General features: G+C 67.5%; 17 protein-coding genes. 13 read left to right on the top strand and 4 right to left on the bottom strand.

What is annotated here, in order from left to right; genetic code table 11:
* Window positions 1-13: 13 nt before the first annotated feature.
* The 4 genes from F8O03_RS08900 to F8O03_RS08885 all read right to left on the bottom strand — a co-directional run bounded on the left by F8O03_RS08900 (window position 14) and on the right by F8O03_RS08885 (window position 4,141).
* Window positions 14-643 (bottom strand): NUDIX hydrolase, encoded by a 630-nt coding sequence (locus F8O03_RS08900; protein ID WP_151423525.1) that lies wholly within the window; start codon window positions 641-643, stop codon window positions 14-16.
* Window positions 640-2,121, bottom strand: a complete 1,482-nt coding sequence (locus tag F8O03_RS08895; RefSeq protein ID WP_244296099.1) for a nicotinate phosphoribosyltransferase — start codon at window positions 2,119-2,121, stop codon at window positions 640-642. The genes F8O03_RS08900 and F8O03_RS08895 overlap by 4 nt, the downstream gene beginning before the upstream one ends.
* 45 nt (window positions 2,122-2,166) lie before the next feature.
* On the bottom strand, window positions 2,167-3,009 hold the full coding sequence (locus F8O03_RS08890) for a ribose-phosphate diphosphokinase (RefSeq protein ID WP_151423523.1): 843 nt from the start codon (window positions 3,007-3,009) through the stop codon (window positions 2,167-2,169).
* A 121-nt stretch (window positions 3,010-3,130) separates the two neighbouring features.
* A complete protein-coding gene (locus F8O03_RS08885) occupies window positions 3,131-4,141 on the bottom strand; it encodes a fatty acid desaturase family protein (RefSeq protein ID WP_244296097.1) in 1,011 nt (336 codons plus the stop codon).
* 329 nt (window positions 4,142-4,470) lie between these two features.
* Here F8O03_RS08885 and F8O03_RS08880 point away from each other — a divergent pair, with 329 nt between their 5' ends.
* The 13 genes from F8O03_RS08880 to secF all read left to right on the top strand — a co-directional run bounded on the left by F8O03_RS08880 (window position 4,471) and on the right by secF (window position 17,220).
* Window positions 4,471-4,887, top strand: a complete 417-nt coding sequence (locus tag F8O03_RS08880) for a hypothetical protein (RefSeq protein WP_151423522.1) — start codon at window positions 4,471-4,473, stop codon at window positions 4,885-4,887.
* A gap of 198 nt (window positions 4,888-5,085) precedes the next feature.
* Window positions 5,086-7,008: a threonine--tRNA ligase gene (gene thrS / locus F8O03_RS08875; RefSeq protein WP_151423647.1), complete on the top strand. Its 1,923-nt coding sequence runs from the start codon at window positions 5,086-5,088 to the stop codon at window positions 7,006-7,008.
* On the top strand, window positions 7,005-7,577 hold the full coding sequence (locus F8O03_RS08870) for an HIT family protein (RefSeq protein ID WP_151423521.1): 573 nt from the start codon (window positions 7,005-7,007) through the stop codon (window positions 7,575-7,577). Before thrS ends, F8O03_RS08870 begins: the two co-directional genes overlap by 4 nt.
* Window positions 7,578-7,696: 119 nt before the next feature.
* On the top strand, window positions 7,697-8,614 hold the full coding sequence (gene pdxS / locus F8O03_RS08865) for a pyridoxal 5'-phosphate synthase lyase subunit PdxS (RefSeq protein ID WP_151423520.1): 918 nt from the start codon (window positions 7,697-7,699) through the stop codon (window positions 8,612-8,614).
* 7 nt (window positions 8,615-8,621) lie between these two features.
* Entirely contained in the window at window positions 8,622-9,218 is a 597-nt protein-coding gene (gene pdxT, locus F8O03_RS08860) for a pyridoxal 5'-phosphate synthase glutaminase subunit PdxT (RefSeq protein WP_151423519.1), read from the top strand.
* Window positions 9,219-9,263: 45 nt separating this feature from the next.
* Window positions 9,264-10,568 carry a M18 family aminopeptidase gene (locus F8O03_RS08855; protein ID WP_151423518.1) on the top strand — a complete coding sequence of 435 codons (1,305 nt, stop codon included), beginning with the start codon at window positions 9,264-9,266 and terminating at the stop codon, window positions 10,566-10,568.
* Between the two features lie 168 nt (window positions 10,569-10,736).
* Window positions 10,737-11,501 carry a YebC/PmpR family DNA-binding transcriptional regulator gene (locus F8O03_RS08850; RefSeq protein WP_104311984.1) on the top strand — a complete coding sequence of 255 codons (765 nt, stop codon included), beginning with the start codon at window positions 10,737-10,739 and terminating at the stop codon, window positions 11,499-11,501.
* Window positions 11,502-11,506: 5 nt separating this feature from the next.
* Window positions 11,507-12,136: a crossover junction endodeoxyribonuclease RuvC gene (gene ruvC, locus F8O03_RS08845; protein WP_151423517.1), complete on the top strand. Its 630-nt coding sequence runs from the start codon at window positions 11,507-11,509 to the stop codon at window positions 12,134-12,136.
* A gap of 4 nt (window positions 12,137-12,140) precedes the next feature.
* Complete coding sequence (gene ruvA / locus F8O03_RS08840) at window positions 12,141-12,764, top strand: Holliday junction branch migration protein RuvA (protein ID WP_151423516.1); 624 nt, start codon at window positions 12,141-12,143, stop codon at window positions 12,762-12,764.
* On the top strand, window positions 12,761-13,795 hold the full coding sequence (gene ruvB, locus F8O03_RS08835) for a Holliday junction branch migration DNA helicase RuvB (protein WP_151423515.1): 1,035 nt from the start codon (window positions 12,761-12,763) through the stop codon (window positions 13,793-13,795). Before ruvA ends, ruvB begins: the two co-directional genes overlap by 4 nt.
* Window positions 13,796-13,920: 125 nt before the next feature.
* Window positions 13,921-14,328: a preprotein translocase subunit YajC gene (gene yajC, locus F8O03_RS08830; protein WP_151423514.1), complete on the top strand. Its 408-nt coding sequence runs from the start codon at window positions 13,921-13,923 to the stop codon at window positions 14,326-14,328.
* Between the two features lie 58 nt (window positions 14,329-14,386).
* Window positions 14,387-16,150 carry a protein translocase subunit SecD gene (gene secD / locus F8O03_RS08825; protein ID WP_244296095.1) on the top strand — a complete coding sequence of 588 codons (1,764 nt, stop codon included), beginning with the start codon at window positions 14,387-14,389 and terminating at the stop codon, window positions 16,148-16,150.
* Window positions 16,150-17,220 (top strand): protein translocase subunit SecF, encoded by a 1,071-nt coding sequence (secF, locus tag F8O03_RS08820; RefSeq protein WP_151423513.1) that lies wholly within the window; start codon window positions 16,150-16,152, stop codon window positions 17,218-17,220. The genes secD and secF overlap by 1 nt, the downstream gene beginning before the upstream one ends.
* Window positions 17,221-17,254: the final 34 nt, after the last annotated feature.

The following is a 17,254-nucleotide window of genomic DNA, read 5'->3' as shown; positions in this document are numbered from 1 at the left end:
GACGGCCGAGAACTCAGTCGCTCCACTCCCACACGGTCGTGCGGCCCCTCAGCTTGACGCCCGTCGTGTCGGTGGTGACCCGCACGACACCGGTTCCCTCGAGCCAGCGTCGGAAGTTCGGGCGATCGTACGGCTCCGACTCCAGCGCTGCACCGAGCGCGAGGGCCGTGCCGGAGGTGAATTTCTCGCCGAGCAGTGCTCGCGTGATCTCCCAGTCCCGCCAGACGATCTCACCGAGCCGCACACGCGCCGCCTCGACGATCACCGTGTGGTCGAAGGGCAGGCGCGGCACGTCGTCGAGCGGATGCCAGACCAGTTCGCCGGCCCGGGCACCCGGTTCGAGGAACACGAGACTCGCGAGGGAGATCGTCGCGCTGCGCGGGTCGCGCATGGTGCCGTCGAACCAGCCGAGCTGGCGGGTGAACCGCACCTCCGGTTCCGGGATACCGGCTTTCGTGCGCATCGCACGCAGCACTGGGCCCGGCCCGTGCTCGCCCGCGAGGAGGAGCACCCCCGGAAGGGCCTCGACGCCGGCATGCGGGTCGTACTGTCGCACCGCCAGACCGAACTCCAGCCGTTCGTCGCGATAGCGCACGGGCAGTGCATCCATCGCGACGAGCGGCTGATCGTATGCTCTGCTCAACGCAGCACCGTCTGCTGGGCGAGCACCGCGCGGACTTCAGAGAACGTCTGACGGCGAACGAACGCGCCGTCCTCCCACACGGTCTGCAGCAGGGACTCAGCCTCCTCCACGGGCGTGGCGCGCTCGATGAGGCGCATCCGAGCTTCTGCGTCTCGAACGACGGCGAGTCGCCCCGTCGCGCTCTTCTTCGTTCCGCTGTCGGTCACTGGGTCCTTCCGGATGTCGACACCGCGACCATCGACTCGAATCCACGTCGCCTTGATCGCGGACATGAACGTGTCCCTGGTCTGGTACTGGTACCCGAAGCTTCCCATGCCGAACACGACGTTTCCAGACGCGAAGCCCTTCGCAGCGAGTCGCTCCGTGATGCGCACAGCCCGCTCGCGGGTGATGGAGTCGCCGTAGATGGCGCCGATGTGGGGGTCGAGCTCCCGGAAGCCCGCGGCGTTCACGGTGCCGCCGAACGTGTCCCAGAGGAGCTCGATGACCCCCTTCCGCTCGGCCGTGCTGACGTCCCGGCCCTCGTCCTCGATACCGCAGAGGATGTCAACGGGATCGCCGGAATCCGGCCGGACGACGAGCTTTCCGTCACGCGCGAGCACCTCCTGCTTGAGGGCGGGCAGGTACTCGGTGAGGACGCGCCAGAGGTCAAACGTGTCGGAGACCACGGAGACGATGCCGCTCGGGTACAGGTGGAGGAGCCGCTCGAACAGCTCCCGCTCGCCGACCGTGGCGATGCCGGCGCACATCACGGAGTGCTCGGTCGCCGGGACGCTCCCCGCGACGAACTCGCCGCCGTAGTGCCGCTCGATCCAGTCGATGGACACGAGAGAGTCGGTTCCCGTGAAGCTCAGCAGGTGCGCTGCGCCGCTCATCGCCGCAGTCTCGTTGGAGGACATCCCGCGGTAGGAGAAGTCGTGTCCCTGCCAGTCGACGGCCGCCGCCGGCGTGCCCGTCCTGGTCGCCGCGACCTCGAGCGTCTCGCGCATCGCCCTGGCGAGGGTCGCGGTCGTGGAGGCCTGCCAGATCTCCGCGCTCAGCACCGTCTCGACGTAGTTGGTCAGCCAGAAGAAGTCGGGGTGCGTGTTCTCGATGGTGAAGCTCGGAATGCGCAGCGGCACCGCCGTGCCTTCTGGGACCGCGCAGAAGCGCAGGGGCAGGAAGCCGAGACGGTGCAGTGCGCGGATATGCGCGCTCCCGATCGTGTTCGGGCCGAGGATGCGCGCGAGTCGCGTCTCGTAGGCCGCGCAGACCTCGTCCTCATCCGCGTCGAAGAACACTCGGAAGGACTCCGTGTAGCGCTCGAGGAACGCCTGGAGCCCGAAGTGCACGACGGCCCCGATGTCCGCGATGCGGGATCCGCGGTTCGTGTAGTTGGAGTAGACGCCCATGACGTTCCCCGCGAGTCCGTACTGCTGCAGGTGGCCGAGCTTGTACGCGTCCGTCTGGAAGAGGGGAGCGATTGCCGTGAAGTTCATGGTCATGCCTTTCTGATGGCGAGGTCCAGGTCGTCGTTGCGCGGTTCAGCGCTCGACGAAGGGGGCGAGGATGTTGCGGATGGAGAGCACCTTGGTGGCCACGCCCTCGCGGGAGGCGCCCGGGTGCGAGTCAGTCGTGATGATCTCCGCGAAGTGCTCGCGGAGCGCTGGCGCGTCGCCGGAGAAGACGCCGTGGCTCACGAACAGGGCGAGGCGCTCTCGCGTCAGGCCAGTGGCCTCCGCGAGGCCCCTGAAGGTGCCGCCTCCGTCGCAGATGTCGTCGACGACCAGCAGGCGCCCTTCTGCCGGCAGCTGCTCGCAGCTGAATCCGGAGAGGCGGCCTGTCGCGAAGTCGCGGTGCTTCTCGGCGCGGTACAGCGGGAGGTGCAGCGCAGTCGCCGCAGCCTGTGCGCGGCGGACCGCGCCCGCATCCGGGGCGACGACGCCGACGAAGTCGTGGGTGCCACCGACGCGACCGATCGTGGCGCGACGGACGTACGGTGCCGAGCCGACGACCTTGACGTTGTCGATCATCGCGGGCGCGACCTGGGAGTGCGGGTCGAAGACGATCACCTGGTCGAGTCGGAAGCTGTTGATGAGCTCGGCGTAGACCTTCGCACCGAACGGCACGCCGCGGTCGGCCCGGGCCGCGGGCAGGTAGGGGAGGAGGGCGACGGCGCGGTGCCCGAGACCGTGGGCGTAGTCGGCCCACATGCCGAGGGCAACGAGATCAGCCGGGTCTGCACCTGTGACGGTGGCGTAGGCGGGCACCTCGTCGAGGGCGTCGGGGACGACGAGGGAGACCTCGCCACCTGGGAAGCGCATGGTGCGGATGGCGCTCGTGGCCTTCCAGCCGGAAGGCATCTGTGCTTGGAAGTGGATGCTCATGACTCGAGCATACGCCTCTATTCGTAGATTTACGAATAGATATCAGGTGCTGACTAGGAGGAGCGACGACGAAGGCCCACCCGGATCACCCGGGTGGGCCTTCGACGTGCGTGTGCTCAGATCAGACGCGACGGAACTGGTTGACGAGCGGGCAGTCGAACGGGTCGCGTGCCTGCAGTCCGACGCGGTTCAAGTACTCGATCACGATGCCGTACGACTTGATGAGCGTCGTCTCGGTGTACGGAACGTCGAGGTTCTGGCAGTGCTCGCGGATGATCTCGCGGGCCCGAGCGAGGTGCGGACGAGGCATGCTCGGGAAGAGGTGGTGCTCGACCTGGTAGTTGAGGCCACCCATGAGTGCGCTCGCCCACCAGCCGCCGCTGACGTTGCGGGACGTGAGCACCTGCTTGCTGAAGAAGTCCATCTTGACATCGGCCGGGATGATCGGCATGCCCTTGTGATTGGGCGCGAACGAGGCGCCCATGTACACACCGAAGACGGCCATCTGCACGGCCACGAACGCGAAGGCCATACCGAGGGGGAGGAGCCAGAAGATGGCACCGAAGTAGATCGCGAAGCGCACGGCGATCATCGTGAACTCGACCCAGCGACCCTTGATCGGCTGGCGCGTGAAGAGCGACTTGATCGAGCGGAAGTGCAGGTTGTAGCCCTCGAACGTGAGCAGCGGGAAGAAGAGGTAACCCTGCTTGCGCGTGATGAGCGCGAGAAGCCCGGTCTGCTTCCTGGCGTCCTCCTCCGTGAAGGAGATCGTGTCGAAGTCGATGTCAGGGTCTTTGCCCATCTTGTTCGGGTTCACGTGGTGCTTCGTGTGCTTCGTCATCCACCAGCTGTAGCTCATGCCGACGACGCCAGCCGCGAGGAAGCGACCGAGGCGGTCATTGCCAGGGCCGGACTCGAGCACCTGTCGATGCGAGGCCTCGTGGGCGATGAATGCGAACTGCGTGAAGATGATGCCGAGAGCCGCGGCGATGAGCAGCTGGAACCAGCTGTCGCCGAGCAGGATGAAGCCGGTGATCGCGCCACCCAGTGCGACGAGGAGGCCCGCAGCCAGCATTCCGTAGAACCAGCGAGTGCGCTTGAGGAGGCCCATCTCACGGATGACCTTCGACACTGCGCTGTAGCTCTGCGTGACGGACTTCGCTCCCGGTGTGCGGGGCTTCGTGGTTCGGACGCGGCCGAGACCCTGAAGCGGGCCTGAGGCCTGGGGGAGCGCGGAAGATGAAGTCGTAATGTGAGGGTCCCCTCGATCAGCAACCTTTGGTTGTCCGTTCGCCAAAGGCAGTCCGCCGATCGCTGACTTCAGGCTAGCCGGATGTGCCGCTCTCTTGGCTGTGTATCTGCACGCGTCGCGTCACCCAGCGTCTTCACACGCGATGTATCTCGATCCGGCGTATCTTGTTGCCATCACGGATCGCGCCGACTGGCGCACTTGGAGGAAGCATGTCTTCGACGGGCAACAGCGCAGGTGCGAACGCAGGGGCGCCGAAGGGCGGCCGGGTGCGCGATTCCGCGAACTCGGGGGCGCGCGTGCAGGCCGTGCACACGGGACTCAAGAAGGTCGTCACCGGTCGCGAGAGCGTCATCAAGGAGCAGGCGGTGAAGCTGGCCGAGAAGCTCGACGTGAAGACGGACGGGCGACACCATCAGAAGATCCGACTCGCGCTACTCGCACTGAACAGCCTCGTGGACACGCTCGGCAGGGACGGCACGGCCGCCTCAGAGAAGAAGAGCTCCGCTCGTGCCGAGGGCACGGACCCTGCCGGGAACTCGGAGCGGCCCACGACGACGTCGGCGAGTTCGGACGAGCCCGAGGACATCGGTACCTTCACCGCCAAGGGAAACCGTCCCGCGAAGTAGGGGAACTCGTTCGTCACGCGTCGACCGGTGCTCGGCGTGAGCCGGTGCCGCGATAAAGTGGTCGCTTGTTCATGCCTAACGACAAGGAGCATCGTGACCAGCGATCCCGTTGACCTCGAGACCGAACCCCGCCAGAGCGATGCCGGCGGCGCGACGACCACCGGATTCGAGCTCTTCACCGACCGCTCCGTCGTCGCGATGAAGCTGGACGGGGAACTCGTGGACCTCGCCCGCGAGGTACCGGACGGCGCAGTCGCAGAGCCGGTCACGATCGACAGCGAAGAGGGGCTGAGCATCCTCCGCCACTCCGCCGCGCACGTCATCGCGCAGGCCGTGCAGAAGATCAACCCTGACGCCAGGCTCGGTATCGGTCCGCCCATCACCGATGGCTTCTACTACGACTTCGACGTCGAGACCCCGTTCACCCCTGAGGACCTCAAGGCCATCGAGAAGGAGGCCCAGCGCATCCAGCGTCAGGGGCAGCGCTTCGTACGTCGCGTCGTCACCGATGACGAGGCTCGAGCGGAACTCGCGAACGAGCCGTACAAGCTCGAGCTCATCAACATCAAGGGCACCGGCGCGAACGCGGACAACGAGTCCGTCGAGGTCGGGGCGGGCGAGCTCACCATCTACGACAACGTCGACCCGAAGACCGGCGAGGTCTACTGGAAGGACCTCTGCCGAGGCCCGCACGTGCCGTCGACTCGCATGCTCAGCAACGGCTTCGCCATCCTCCGCTCTGCTGCCGCCTACTGGCGCGGGTCAGAGAAGAACCCTCAGCTGCAGCGCATCTACGGCACCGCCTGGCCGACGAAAGACGAGCTGCGCGCGTACAAGGAGCGCATCGAGGAGGCCATGAAGCGCGACCACCGTCGCCTCGGTCGTGAGCTCGACCTGTTCAGCTTCCCGGACGAGCTCGGCTCCGGTCTTCCGGTCTTCCACCCCAAGGGCGGCATCATTAAGCTCGAGATGGAGGAGCACTCCCGCAAGCGCCACGTGCAGGAGGGGTACAGCTTCGTGTCGACCCCGCACATCACGAAGGGGCGACTCTACGAGATCTCGGGCCACCTCGACTGGTATCGCGACGGAATGTACCCCCCGATGCGCATCGACGAGGAAGTCGACGAGGTGGGCAACGTCACGAAGCAGGGCCAGGACTACTACCTGAAGCCCATGAACTGCCCCATGCACAACCTGATCTACAACCAGGGCGCGCACTCGTACCGCGAGCTGCCGCTGCGCATGTTCGAGTTCGGCACCGTCTACCGCATGGAGAAGTCCGGGGTCGTGCACGGGCTGACTCGTGCGCGCGGCTTCACGCAGGACGATGCGCACATCTACTGCACCCGTGAGCAGATGCGGGATGAGCTGTCGAGGACTCTCAAGTTCGTGCTCTCGCTCCTCAAGGACTACGGTCTCGACGACTTCTACCTCGAGCTGTCGACGAAGAACCCGGAGAAGTTCGTCGGAGACGACGCCACCTGGGAGGAAGCGACTCGCACGCTCGAGGAGGTCGCGACCGCGTCAGGACTCGACCTGGTGCCGGATCCGGGCGGAGCAGCGTTCTACGGGCCCAAGATCTCCGTGCAGGCGCGAGACGCCATCGGTCGCACGTGGCAGATGTCGACCATCCAGCTCGACTTCAATCTGCCCGAGCTCTTCGACATGGAGTACGCGGCCCCAGACGGCACCCGTCAGCGGCCCGTCATGATCCACCGTGCGCTCTTCGGCTCGATCGAGCGCTTCTTCGGCGTGCTCGTCGAGCACTACGCCGGTGCGTTCCCGGTCTGGCTCTCGCCGGTCCAGCTCGTGGCCATCCCCGTCGCCGAGCAGTACGGGGACTACCTGCAGACCATCGTCGACGAGCTGCGTTCGCACGGCGTTCGCGCCGAGCTCGATGCCTCAGACGACCGCATGCCCAAGAAGATCCGCAACCACACCAAGGCGAAGGTGCCGTTCCAGCTCATCGCCGGCGAGGACGACCGCGCGGCCAAGACGGTCTCGTTCCGGTTCCGCGACGGCACGCAGCGCAACGGCGTCCCGATCGAGGACGCGATCCGTCTCGTCCGGGGGGCCGTCGACGAGCACCTGCTCGTCAACACGGCAGAAGACCTGGCATGAGCGCCCTCGGGTTCCCGGAAGGCGAACTGGACGGTCTCGAGATCGAGCCCTCCACCGACTTCGCTGGGGTGCCCGACTCATTCCAGCGTCTCTGGACGCCGCACCGGATGGCGTACATCCAGGACGGACAGGACCCGGCCGCGGACGCCTGCCCGTTCTGCGTCGGGCCCACGATGGATGACGAGAAGTCGCTCATCGTGGCCAGGGGCGAGCACGCGTTCGTGGTCATGAACCTGTACCCGTACAACTCGGGACACCTGCTCGTCTGCCCCTACCGCCACGTCGCGATGTACGACGAGGCCACGGAGGACGAGGTGCTCGAGATCGCGCACCTCACGCAGACCGCGATGCGCGTGCTGCGTGAGGTCTCGAACGTGGACGGCTTCAACATCGGCATGAACCAGGGCCGACTGGCCGGTGCTGGGATCGCTGGCCACCTGCACCAGCACATCGTGCCGCGGTGGCAGTTCGACGCCAACTTCTTCCCGATCATCGCGAAGACGAAGGCGTTCCCATCCCTCCTCGGAGAGACGAGGCAGGCGCTGGCGGATGCTTGGCCGCGGGCCTGACATCCAGCGTTTTCATTGGGCACTCGCCCAACCATGCGGGGGCTGCGCCGCGTCTACACTTGAGCACACTTCACACCCGAACCGCCTCGCACTGACTGCACGCGGAGACTAAGGACATCATGAGCGAACGCACTGCCACCCCTGTCGGGGCCGACGGAACCGTCGGCTCGAACCGCGTCAAGCGCGGACTCGCCGAGATGCTCAAGGGCGGCGTGATCATGGACGTCGTCACGGCCGAGCAGGCCCGCATCGCCGAGGACGCGGGTGCCGTCGCCGTCATGGCCCTCGAGCGCGTACCCGCCGACATCCGCGCGCAGGGCGGCGTCGCGCGCATGAGCGACCCGGACCTCATCGAGAGCATCATCGCCGAGGTCTCCATCCCGGTCATGGCGAAGGCCCGCATCGGGCACTTCGTCGAGGCTCAGGTGCTGCAGGCCCTCGACGTCGACTACATCGACGAGTCCGAGGTGCTGAGCCCTGCCGACTACGTGAACCACATCGACAAGTGGCAGTTCACGACGCCATTCGTCTGCGGCGCCACGAACCTCGGTGAGGCCCTTCGTCGCATCAACGAGGGCGCCGCGATGATCCGCTCCAAGGGCGAGGCCGGTACGGGCGACGTCTCCGAGGCGACCAAGCACATCCGAAAGATCCGCGGCGAGGTCGCGGCCCTCACCTCCATGACCCGCGACGAGCTCTACGTCGCCGCGAAGGAGCTGCAGGCGCCGTACGAGCTGGTGCGCGAGATCGCTGAGACCGGCAAGCTGCCCGTCGTGCTCTTCACCGCCGGAGGCGTCGCGACGCCCGCCGACGCGGCCATGATGATGCAGCTCGGTGCCGACGGCGTCTTCGTCGGCTCCGGCATCTTCAAGTCCGGCAACCCAGCCCAGCGTGCCGCCGCGATCGTGAAGGCGACCACCGCGTTCGACGACCCGGCCGTCATCGCGGCCGCCTCGCGCGGGCTCGGCGAGGCCATGGTCGGCATCAACGTCTCCGACCTGGCTGCCCCCCACCGCCTCGCAGAGCGCGGCTGGTAGCAGGTCGTTGGCAGCTCCCACGGTCGGCGTCCTGGCGCTGCAAGGCGACGTCCGTGAGCACCAGCAGGTGCTCACGGACCTCGGCGCCGAGGTCGTGCTTGTCCGCACTCCGGCGCAGCTCGAAACCGTCGCCGGACTCGTCATCCCCGGTGGGGAATCGAGCGTCATCGACAAGCTCTCGCGGATCTTCGACATCGCCGAGCCCATCAAGAAGCGAATCTCGTCCGGGATGCCGGTGCTCGGCACCTGCGCCGGGCTCATCATGCTCGCAGACACCGTGCTGGACGCGATCGACGGGCAGCGGAGCTTCGGCGGGCTCGACGTCACCGTCCGCAGGAACGCCTTCGGATCGCAGAACCAGTCGTTCGAGACCGAGCTCGACGTTCCCGAGCTGGGCGAGCCAGCGGTGCACGCCACCTTCATCCGCGGCCCGGTCGTGGACGCGGTCGGCGACCGAGCCCGGGTGATGGCTGCCCTGCCTGACGGCCGTGTGGTGGCGGTGTCGCAGGGGAACCTGCTCGGAACCTCATTCCACCCGGAGATGAACGGCGAAACACGGTTTCACAGGTACTTCCTGGATCGCGTCACCGATCACGCCGCCTGACCACACCTATTCACGCATCGACTCGAGAGAAGCCAGGAGACGAATATGGCGAGACGCCGACCGAGCAGAGCCGCGCGAAGCAAGCAGGTCAGCGATTCGCTCGCCGCCTTCATCCGCGACGCACCGTCGTCCTTCCATGCGGCGGCTGAGGTGGCCAGGCGGCTCGAGGACGCGGGCTTCACCTCCCTCGACGAGCGTGAGGAATGGCCGCAGGAAGCAGGTGGGTACGTCGTCGTGCGTGACGGCGCCGTCATCGCCTGGCGCGTCCCAGAATCCACCACTCCGACGACACCGTTCGCGATCGTGGGAGCGCACACTGACTCGCCGGGGTTCAAGGTCAAGCCGACCCCCGAGTCGTCGGCGCACGGCTGGCAGCGCCTCGAGGTCGAGGTCTACGGCGGTCCGCTGCTCAACTCCTGGCTCGACCGCGAGCTGCGCGCCGCGGGACGTCTCGCGCTTGCCGATGGCACGACGGTGCTCGCCGCCTCTGGTCCCATCGCGCGCATCCCGCAGCTCGCCATCCACCTCGACAGGGGAGTGAATGAGCGAGGTCTTGCCCTCGACCCGCAGCGCCACACGCATCCCGTGCTCGGGCTCGAGGCGGCAGGCGGCGTCGTCACCGCTCTCGCGGAAGCTGCAGGCGTGGATCCGGAGACGATCGCAGGGTACGACCTCTTCCTCGCCGACGCGCAGGACGCTCAGCTCTTCGGTCACGGCGACGCACTCTTCGCCGGCGCACGCCTCGACAACCTCGTCAGCGTCCACGCGGCCACGACCGCACTCGTCGAGACGGTCCCGAACGGCGTCATCCCCGTCATCGCGGCGTTCGACCACGAAGAAGTCGGGTCCGCGAGCCGCTCCGGAGCTGCAGGCCCCTTCCTCGGCGACGTCCTCGCACGCATCCAGGAGGGACTCGGTGCGGGTCCCGCGCAGCAGCGGCGCGCGCTCGCAGCCTCGTGGCTCGTCTCCAGCGACCTCGGCCACAGCGTGCACCCGAACTACCCGGAGAAGCACGACGACGAATCCCGACCGATCGCGGGACGGGGCACGCTCCTCAAGCTGAACGCCAACCAGCGGTACGCGACCGATGCCAGGGGAAGCGCGCTCTGGCACGGCGTCTGCCAGAACGCGGGCGTCGCCGTGCAGCCGTTCGTCTCGAACAACGCGCTGCCGTGCGGCTCGACCATCGGCCCGATTTCAGCCACCAGGCTGGGCATCTCGACCGTCGACGTCGGCATCCCAATCCTCTCCATGCACTCGGCACGCGAGCTGGCGGCCATCGCCGACATCGAAGCCCTCGAACGCGCACTCGCGGTCTTCCTGGCCGGCGCCTGGCCAGAGCACGCGTAAGCCGGCCGCCTCGAGCAGGCACAGCCCAGGAGCACGAGTAAACTGGGGACAGACCGCGCGCCGACGACGACCGGTTGTGTCCCGATTCCTGGGCAACGGTGTCGGCGCGCACACGATCAGAAGCAGGCGCCCGCCTTCGGCGAGACGCGCGAGAACAACGGAGAACACATGTCCGGACACTCCAAGTGGGCGACGACGAAGCACAAGAAGGCCATCATCGACTCGCGCCGCGCGAAGTCGTTCGCCAAGCTCATCAAGAACATCGAGGTCGCCGCCAAGATCGGCGGCGCTGACGTCGCAGGAAACCCAACGCTCGCCGACGCGATCCAGAAGGCGAAGAAGACCAGCGTCCCGATCGACAACATCAACCGCGCCGTCAAGCGTGGGGCGGGCCTCACCGGCGAATCGATCGACTACACGACCATCATGTACGAGGGCTACGGCCCCGGAGGCATCGCGCTCCTCATCGAGTGCCTGACCGACAACAAGAACCGGGCAGCCGCCGAGGTGCGCACCGCCATGAGCCGCAACGGCGGGAACATGGCAGACCCGGGCTCGGTCGCCTTCAACTTCGAGCGCAAGGGCGTCATCGTCGTCCCGCACGAGGAGACGCCCACCGAGGACGACATCCTCGAGGTCGTCCTCGACGCTGGCGCAGAAGAGGTCATCGACCACGGACACGTGTTCGAGATCCGGACCGAGGCGAGCGAGATGGTCGGCGCCCGCGCGGCACTGCAGGCCGCCGGCATCGACTACGACTCCGCGGACGCCGAGTTCGTCCCGAACGTCAAGGTCGAGGCCGACGCCGAGACCGCGCGCAAGGTCTTCCGCCTCGTCGACGCCCTCGAGGACAGCGACGACGTGCAGAACATCTTCACCAACATCGACGTGTCGCCAGAGGTGCAGCAGCAGCTCTCGGAAGACGACGAGTAGTCCGAGTGCCGCGGCGCATCCTGGGCATCGATCCGGGTCTCACCCGCTGCGGCCTCGGCATCGTCGACGCGCACGGGCGACAGCGGGTCGAGTTCGTGCACGTCTCGGTGGTCACGTCATCACCCGCTGACGAGCTCCCACGGCGCCTCCGGATCCTCGCCGACGGCATCGAGGCGATCCTCGACGAGTACACGCCAGATGCCATCGCGCTCGAGCGCGTCTTCGCCCAGCAGAACCTCCCGAGCGTCATGGGTGTCGCCCAGATCTCCGGGGTCGTGCTCGTCTCCGCCGAGCGCCGGGGCATCACGGCCGCCCTGCACACTCCCTCGGAAGTGAAGGCCGCCGTCACCGGCTACGGATCCGCCGAGAAGAAGCAGGTCGGCACGATGGTGCAGCGCATCCTGCGCCTGGACGAGATCCCCAAGCCCGCAGACGCGGCCGACGCCCTGGCCCTCGCCATCTGCTCGGCCTGGAAGACCCCACTGGGAACCGCCGCGGGCAGCGCTGCCGAGGCGGCCCCGCTCCGGCGAGCCCCAGCGGCTGCCGGGCGCACGCCCGAGGCGCCGACGGCGGCGCAGAGCGCGTGGCTCGCCGCCGAGCGTGCCGCGAAAACTCGCGGCCGCCGCGTACGGTAGACCGGTGATTGCTTCCCTCCGCGGCCAGGTGCTGTACCGAACCGCCACCACGGTCACGATCGAGGCCGCCGGTGTCGGCTACCAGGTCTTCGTGACTCCGGCCCATGCGCTCCAGCTGCGCCTGGACGCCGAGGTGCTGGTGCGCACGCACCTCGTCGTGCGCGAGGACGCGTGGACCCTGTACGGCTTCCAGCGACCCGAGGAGCTCGAGATCTTCGAGCACCTCATCACGGTGACCGGCGTCGGACCGAAGTCGGCGCTCGGAGTGCTCGCGCACCTCGAGCCGGAGCAGGTCGCACGCGCCGTCGCCGAGGAGGACGTCAAAGCCTTCACCGCAGTGAGCGGCATCGGCCCCAAGACAGCCAAGCTCATCATCCTCTCCCTCGCCGGCAAGATCGCTCTCGCCCTCTCCCCGAGTCCTGCGGCTGGCGAGCCAGTCGGCCAGAACGGTTCCGCGGCACTGCGCCGCGACGTCGTCGAGGCGCTGCTCGGCCTCGGCTACGCGGAACGCCAGGCGGCTCCCGCGGTCGAAGACGCCGCGAAGGCGCTCGACGGCGAGGACCCTGACGTCGCAGCGCTGCTACGCGCGACACTGAAGCTCCTCGGACCCGCGGGGAGCCGCTCGTGACCGACGTCTCGCGCATCCCCGAGTCACCGGAATCGGAGGCGGAGATCGCCTTCGAGGGGGCGCTTCGTCCCGCGAACCTCGCCGAGTTCGTCGGCCAGGCGAAGGTTCGCCTGCAGCTCGAGCTCCTGCTCAAGGCAGCGGCCATGCAGAGCCGGACGCCCGACCACATCCTGCTGGCCGGCCCCCCGGGACTCGGAAAGACGACGCTCGCCCTCATCGTCGCGGAGGAAACGGGGCAGCCCATCCGCCTCACGAGCGGCCCGGCCCTCCAGCACGCTGGCGACCTCGCGGCCGTGCTCTCGAGCCTCGTGCCCGGCGAGCTGCTCTTCATCGACGAGATCCATCGGATGGCGCGCACCGCCGAGGAGATGCTGTACCTCGCGATGGAGGACTTCCGGATCGACATCATGGTCGGCAAGGGGGCCGGGGCGACCAGCGTGCCCCTCGAGCTCGCCCCGTTCACCGTCATCGGCGCCACCACCCGCGCCGGACTCCTGCCGAACCCGCTCCGAGACCGCTTCGGCTTCACCGCCCACCTCGAGTTCTACGAGGACGGGGAACTCGAGCGTGTCCTCGCGCGCGCCGCTCGGCTCCTCGATCTCCGGGTCGACGACGCGGCGCTCGCCGAGATCGCGACCCGCAGTCGGGGAACACCCCGAATCGCGAACCGTCTCCTGCGGAGAGTCCGCGACTACGCGCTGGTCCACGAGACCGATGCAGACGAGCAGGCCGTGCAGCACGCGCTGCTCGTCTACGACGTGGATGCGCTCGGCCTCGACAGGCTCGACCGGGCCGTCCTGCAGGCGCTCATCGATCGGTTCGCCGGGGGACCGGTCGGCGTCAGGTCCCTCGCCGTCTCCGTCGGCGAGGAAGCAGAAACGGTCGAGAGCGTCGTCGAGCCGTTCCTCGTCCGCACCGGACTCGTCACGCGAACGCAGCGGGGCCGCGTCGCCACGCAGCAGGCCTACGCGCACCTCGGCCGGGCGCTGCCAGGCGGCGCCGTGCCGCAAGGCCCCCGCCTCGATATCTAGCCCTCCCGCCAACCTTCGATCACTGGCTGAGCGACATCCGCACGACCGCGACGTACACTAGATGCGTTTGCCGTCGTTCCGGGCGTGCATAGTCGTAGTACGGACTGCCAGAAAGGCACCCACATATGGATCTCACGCTCCTCCTTCCCCTCGTCCTCCTCGGCGTCATGATCTTCTTCATGTGGCGCAGCAACAAGAAGAGGACCCAGCAGCAGCAGGAGATGCGCAGCAGCGCCGTCATCGGTGCGGACGTCATGACGCAGAGCGGCGTGTACGGCACCATCGTCGACATCGACGACGACAACAACATCACGACGATCGAGTCCGAGCCGGGCACGCGACTCCGCGTGCACTCGATGACGATCGCGAACATCCTCACCCCGTCCGTCCCGGACGACGCATCCGCGCTCTCCGTCGAGGAGACCGTGGAGGAGTTCCCCACCACCGAGCCCGAGCACCGCGACGCCGCGGACGCAGACCGTCGCGACGGCGACAACGGCTCCGAGTCCGGACCGAACACCAACAAGGCGTAGGCGACTCCCTCACCTCTCACGCACGGGCCTCGTCTTGAGGTCAGAAGGCAGAACTCTCTTGGCGAAGTCGACAACGTCATCGGCGCGTCGTGGTCGGGGTGCTGGCATCGTCCAGCGCGCCTGGCGCACGCTCACGTGGCTCCTGATCCTCATCCTTGCCCTCGTGGGCCTCAACTGGCTGGCCGTCGCCACACAGGGCGGCCAGTGGACCCCGCGCCTCGCGCTCGACCTCGAGGGCGGCACCCAGGTCGTGCTCGCCGCCCAGCTTCCAGAGGGGCAGGCCGACCCGTCATCTGAGCAGATGCAGCAGGCGGTCTCCATCATCCGCCAGCGCATCGACGCCTCCGGTGTCTCCGAGGCCGAGATCACCACGCAGGGCGGACGCAACATCGTCGTCTCCGTGCCCGGCGAGATGGACCAGCTCACCCGGGACCGCATCGAGAACTCGGCCAAGCTCGAGTTCCGCGCCGTGCTCGTCGCCGACCAGGCCGCGAACACCCAGGCCATCCCGGCAGACCAGCTGCCTGAAGAGCTGTCGACCACGCCCACCGCCGAGCCGACCGACGCAAGTGACCTCAACTGGGTCACCGAGCAGATGTACGTCGACTTCCTGCAGTTCAACTGCGCCGACCTCGCTCCGGCCGCCGACATCGACCCGACCCAGCCGCTCATCACGTGCGACGACACGGGCACGGAGAAGTACGTCCTCGGCCCCGTGGAGGTCACCGGAGAGCGGATCGCCGACGCCACGAGCGGTCTCACCACGACGAGCACGGGCGCGACCACGAACCAGTGGGCAGTCAACATCGAGTTCGACGCGCAGGGCACCCAGGAGTTCGCTGCGGTGACCGAGCGACTCGTCGGCCTCACGGAGAACCAGAACAGGTTCGCTGTGACGCTCGACAACCAGGTCATCGTCGCACCGACCACCAACGCCGCGATCACCGACGGCAAGCCGCAGATCTCCGGCAACTTCAACGAGGAGAGCGCGAAGGCCCTCGCCGACCAGCTGAAGTTCGGCGCGCTGCCGTTCAACTTCGTCGCGCAGTCGACCTCCACCATCTCGGCCACGCTGGGAAGCTCGCAGCTCGTGAACGGCCTCATCGCGGGCCTCATCGGACTCGCCGCCGTCGTGGTCTACTCGCTCTTCCAGTACCGGACGCTCGGGCTCGTCACCGTGGCATCGCTGGTCATCGCCGCGGCCTTGACCTACATCGTGGTCACCTACCTCTCCAACCAAGAGGGGTACCGGCTGTCACTCGCGGGTGTCGCGGGCCTCATCGTCGCCATCGGCATCACGGCGGACTCGTTCATCGTGTACTTCGAGCGAATCAAGGATGAGCTGAGAGACGGCAAGGGACTCGTCTCCGCCGTCGAAGGCGGATGGACGCGCGCGATCCGCACGATCCTCGCATCCGACGCCGTCAACTTCCTCGTCGCGATCGTCCTCCTGTTCGTCGCCGTCGGCAACGTGCGCGGCTTCGCGCTGACCCTCGGCATCACGACCATCATCGACATCATCGTCGTGACCCTCTTCACGCACCCGCTCATGCGACTCCTCGCACGGACGTCGTTCTTCGCAGACGGCCATCCGGCATCCGGCCTCGACCCGCGCTCGCTCGGAGCCGTCTACCGCGGTCGCGGGACGTTCCGCACCCCCGAGCAGAAGAAGCGCGGCGCGTCGCGTGAGGCGACGAAGCGCCAGACCCTCGCCGAGCGCAAGGCGGAAGCCGCCAAGAAGGGCGGAGTCGACGACCTCGTGAGCGCAGGAACGCCTGCGGCGGAGCAGACGTCGACGACAAGCAAGGGGGAGAAGGCCTGATGAGCAAGTTCCAGACGCTCGGCAACGACCTGTACACCGGTGAACGCTCGATCGACTTCGTCGGCAGGCGGAAGATCTGGTTCTCCATCGCGGGAATCGCCGTCCTCATCTCCATCCTCGTCCCGATCCTCCGGGGTGGCCTCGAACTCGGCATCGAGTTCACCGGCGGTTCGGAGTTCCTCGTCTCGCAGCCGGCGACCGACGAGCAGGAGCCCGCCATCGCCGCGGCGGCCGAGTTCACGCCCACGCCCGCCAAGGTCGCCGTCCTCGGCGACGGCGGCATCCGAGTCCAGACCGACTCCCTGTCCGAAGAGGCCAACACCGAGCTGCGCGCGCAGCTCGCTGAGGCCTACTCCGTTCCCGTCGAGGACGTCAACCTGTCGACGATCGGGCCATCCTGGGGCCAGGACATCACCAGGCAGATGGTGATCGGCCTCGCGGTCTTCGTCGCGATCGCCGCCATCCTCATGTCGCTGTACTTCCGCACCTGGAAGATGTCCATCGCGGCGCTCGTCGCCCTCGCCCACGACCTCGTCGTCACGGCGGGCGTCTACGCCATCACCGGCGTCGAAGTCACCCCGGCGGCCGTGATCGGCTTCCTCACCATCCTCGGCTACTCGCTGTACGACACCGTCGTGGTGTTCGACAAGATCCGCGAGAACGCCGAGGACTACAACGCGGAGTCCTCCCGGACCTTCGGCGAACTCGTCAACCTCGCGATCAACCAGACGCTGGTGCGCTCGATCAACACGTCGGTCGTCGCGCTCCTCCCGGTCGGCGGCATCCTCTTCATCGGCGCCTTCCTCATGGGAGCCGGCACGCTCCGCGACATCGCGCTCGCACTGTTCATCGGCATCTTCGTCGGGGCCCTCTCGACGATCTTCGTCGCCGGCCCGCTCTACGCGGCGCTCCGCTCGCGAGAGCCGGAGATCGCACGCACCGACAAGCGCATTCTGGCAGCGCGCGCTCGCACGCAGAAGGATGGCGGCGACGTGGAGGGCGACGCTCTCGACGACGACGCGGAGACCCCGGAGGCATCCGAGTCGGCGTCGAAGGCATCGGCGTCCTGACGACCGTCCGCACGGTGATAACTTGTCATCACCC

It is taken from the genome of Pseudoclavibacter terrae, from assembly GCF_008831075.1.
Lineage (GTDB): Bacteria > Actinomycetota > Actinomycetes > Actinomycetales > Microbacteriaceae > Pseudoclavibacter > Pseudoclavibacter terrae.
Note: the sequence above shows the minus strand (reverse complement) of the source record. Positions and strands in the feature narration are given on the sequence as shown.

Excerpts from the sequence above, each read along its gene's own strand:
- F8O03_RS08895 (WP_244296099.1), bottom strand. The coding sequence starts at position 2,121 with ATGAACTTCACGGCAATCGCTCCCCTCTTCCAGACGGACGCGTACAAG.
- F8O03_RS08890 (WP_151423523.1), bottom strand. The coding sequence starts at position 3,009 with ATGAGCATCCACTTCCAAGCACAGATGCCTTCCGGCTGGAAGGCCACG.
- F8O03_RS08880 (WP_151423522.1), top strand. The coding sequence starts at position 4,471 with ATGTCTTCGACGGGCAACAGCGCAGGTGCGAACGCAGGGGCGCCGAAG.
- thrS (WP_151423647.1), top strand. The coding sequence starts at position 5,086 with ATGAAGCTGGACGGGGAACTCGTGGACCTCGCCCGCGAGGTACCGGAC.
- F8O03_RS08870 (WP_151423521.1), top strand. The coding sequence starts at position 7,005 with ATGAGCGCCCTCGGGTTCCCGGAAGGCGAACTGGACGGTCTCGAGATC.
- pdxS (WP_151423520.1), top strand. The coding sequence starts at position 7,697 with ATGAGCGAACGCACTGCCACCCCTGTCGGGGCCGACGGAACCGTCGGC.
- F8O03_RS08855 (WP_151423518.1), top strand. The coding sequence starts at position 9,264 with ATGGCGAGACGCCGACCGAGCAGAGCCGCGCGAAGCAAGCAGGTCAGC.
- F8O03_RS08850 (WP_104311984.1), top strand. The coding sequence starts at position 10,737 with ATGTCCGGACACTCCAAGTGGGCGACGACGAAGCACAAGAAGGCCATC.
- yajC (WP_151423514.1), top strand. The coding sequence starts at position 13,921 with ATGGATCTCACGCTCCTCCTTCCCCTCGTCCTCCTCGGCGTCATGATC.
- secF (WP_151423513.1), top strand. The coding sequence starts at position 16,150 with ATGAGCAAGTTCCAGACGCTCGGCAACGACCTGTACACCGGTGAACGC.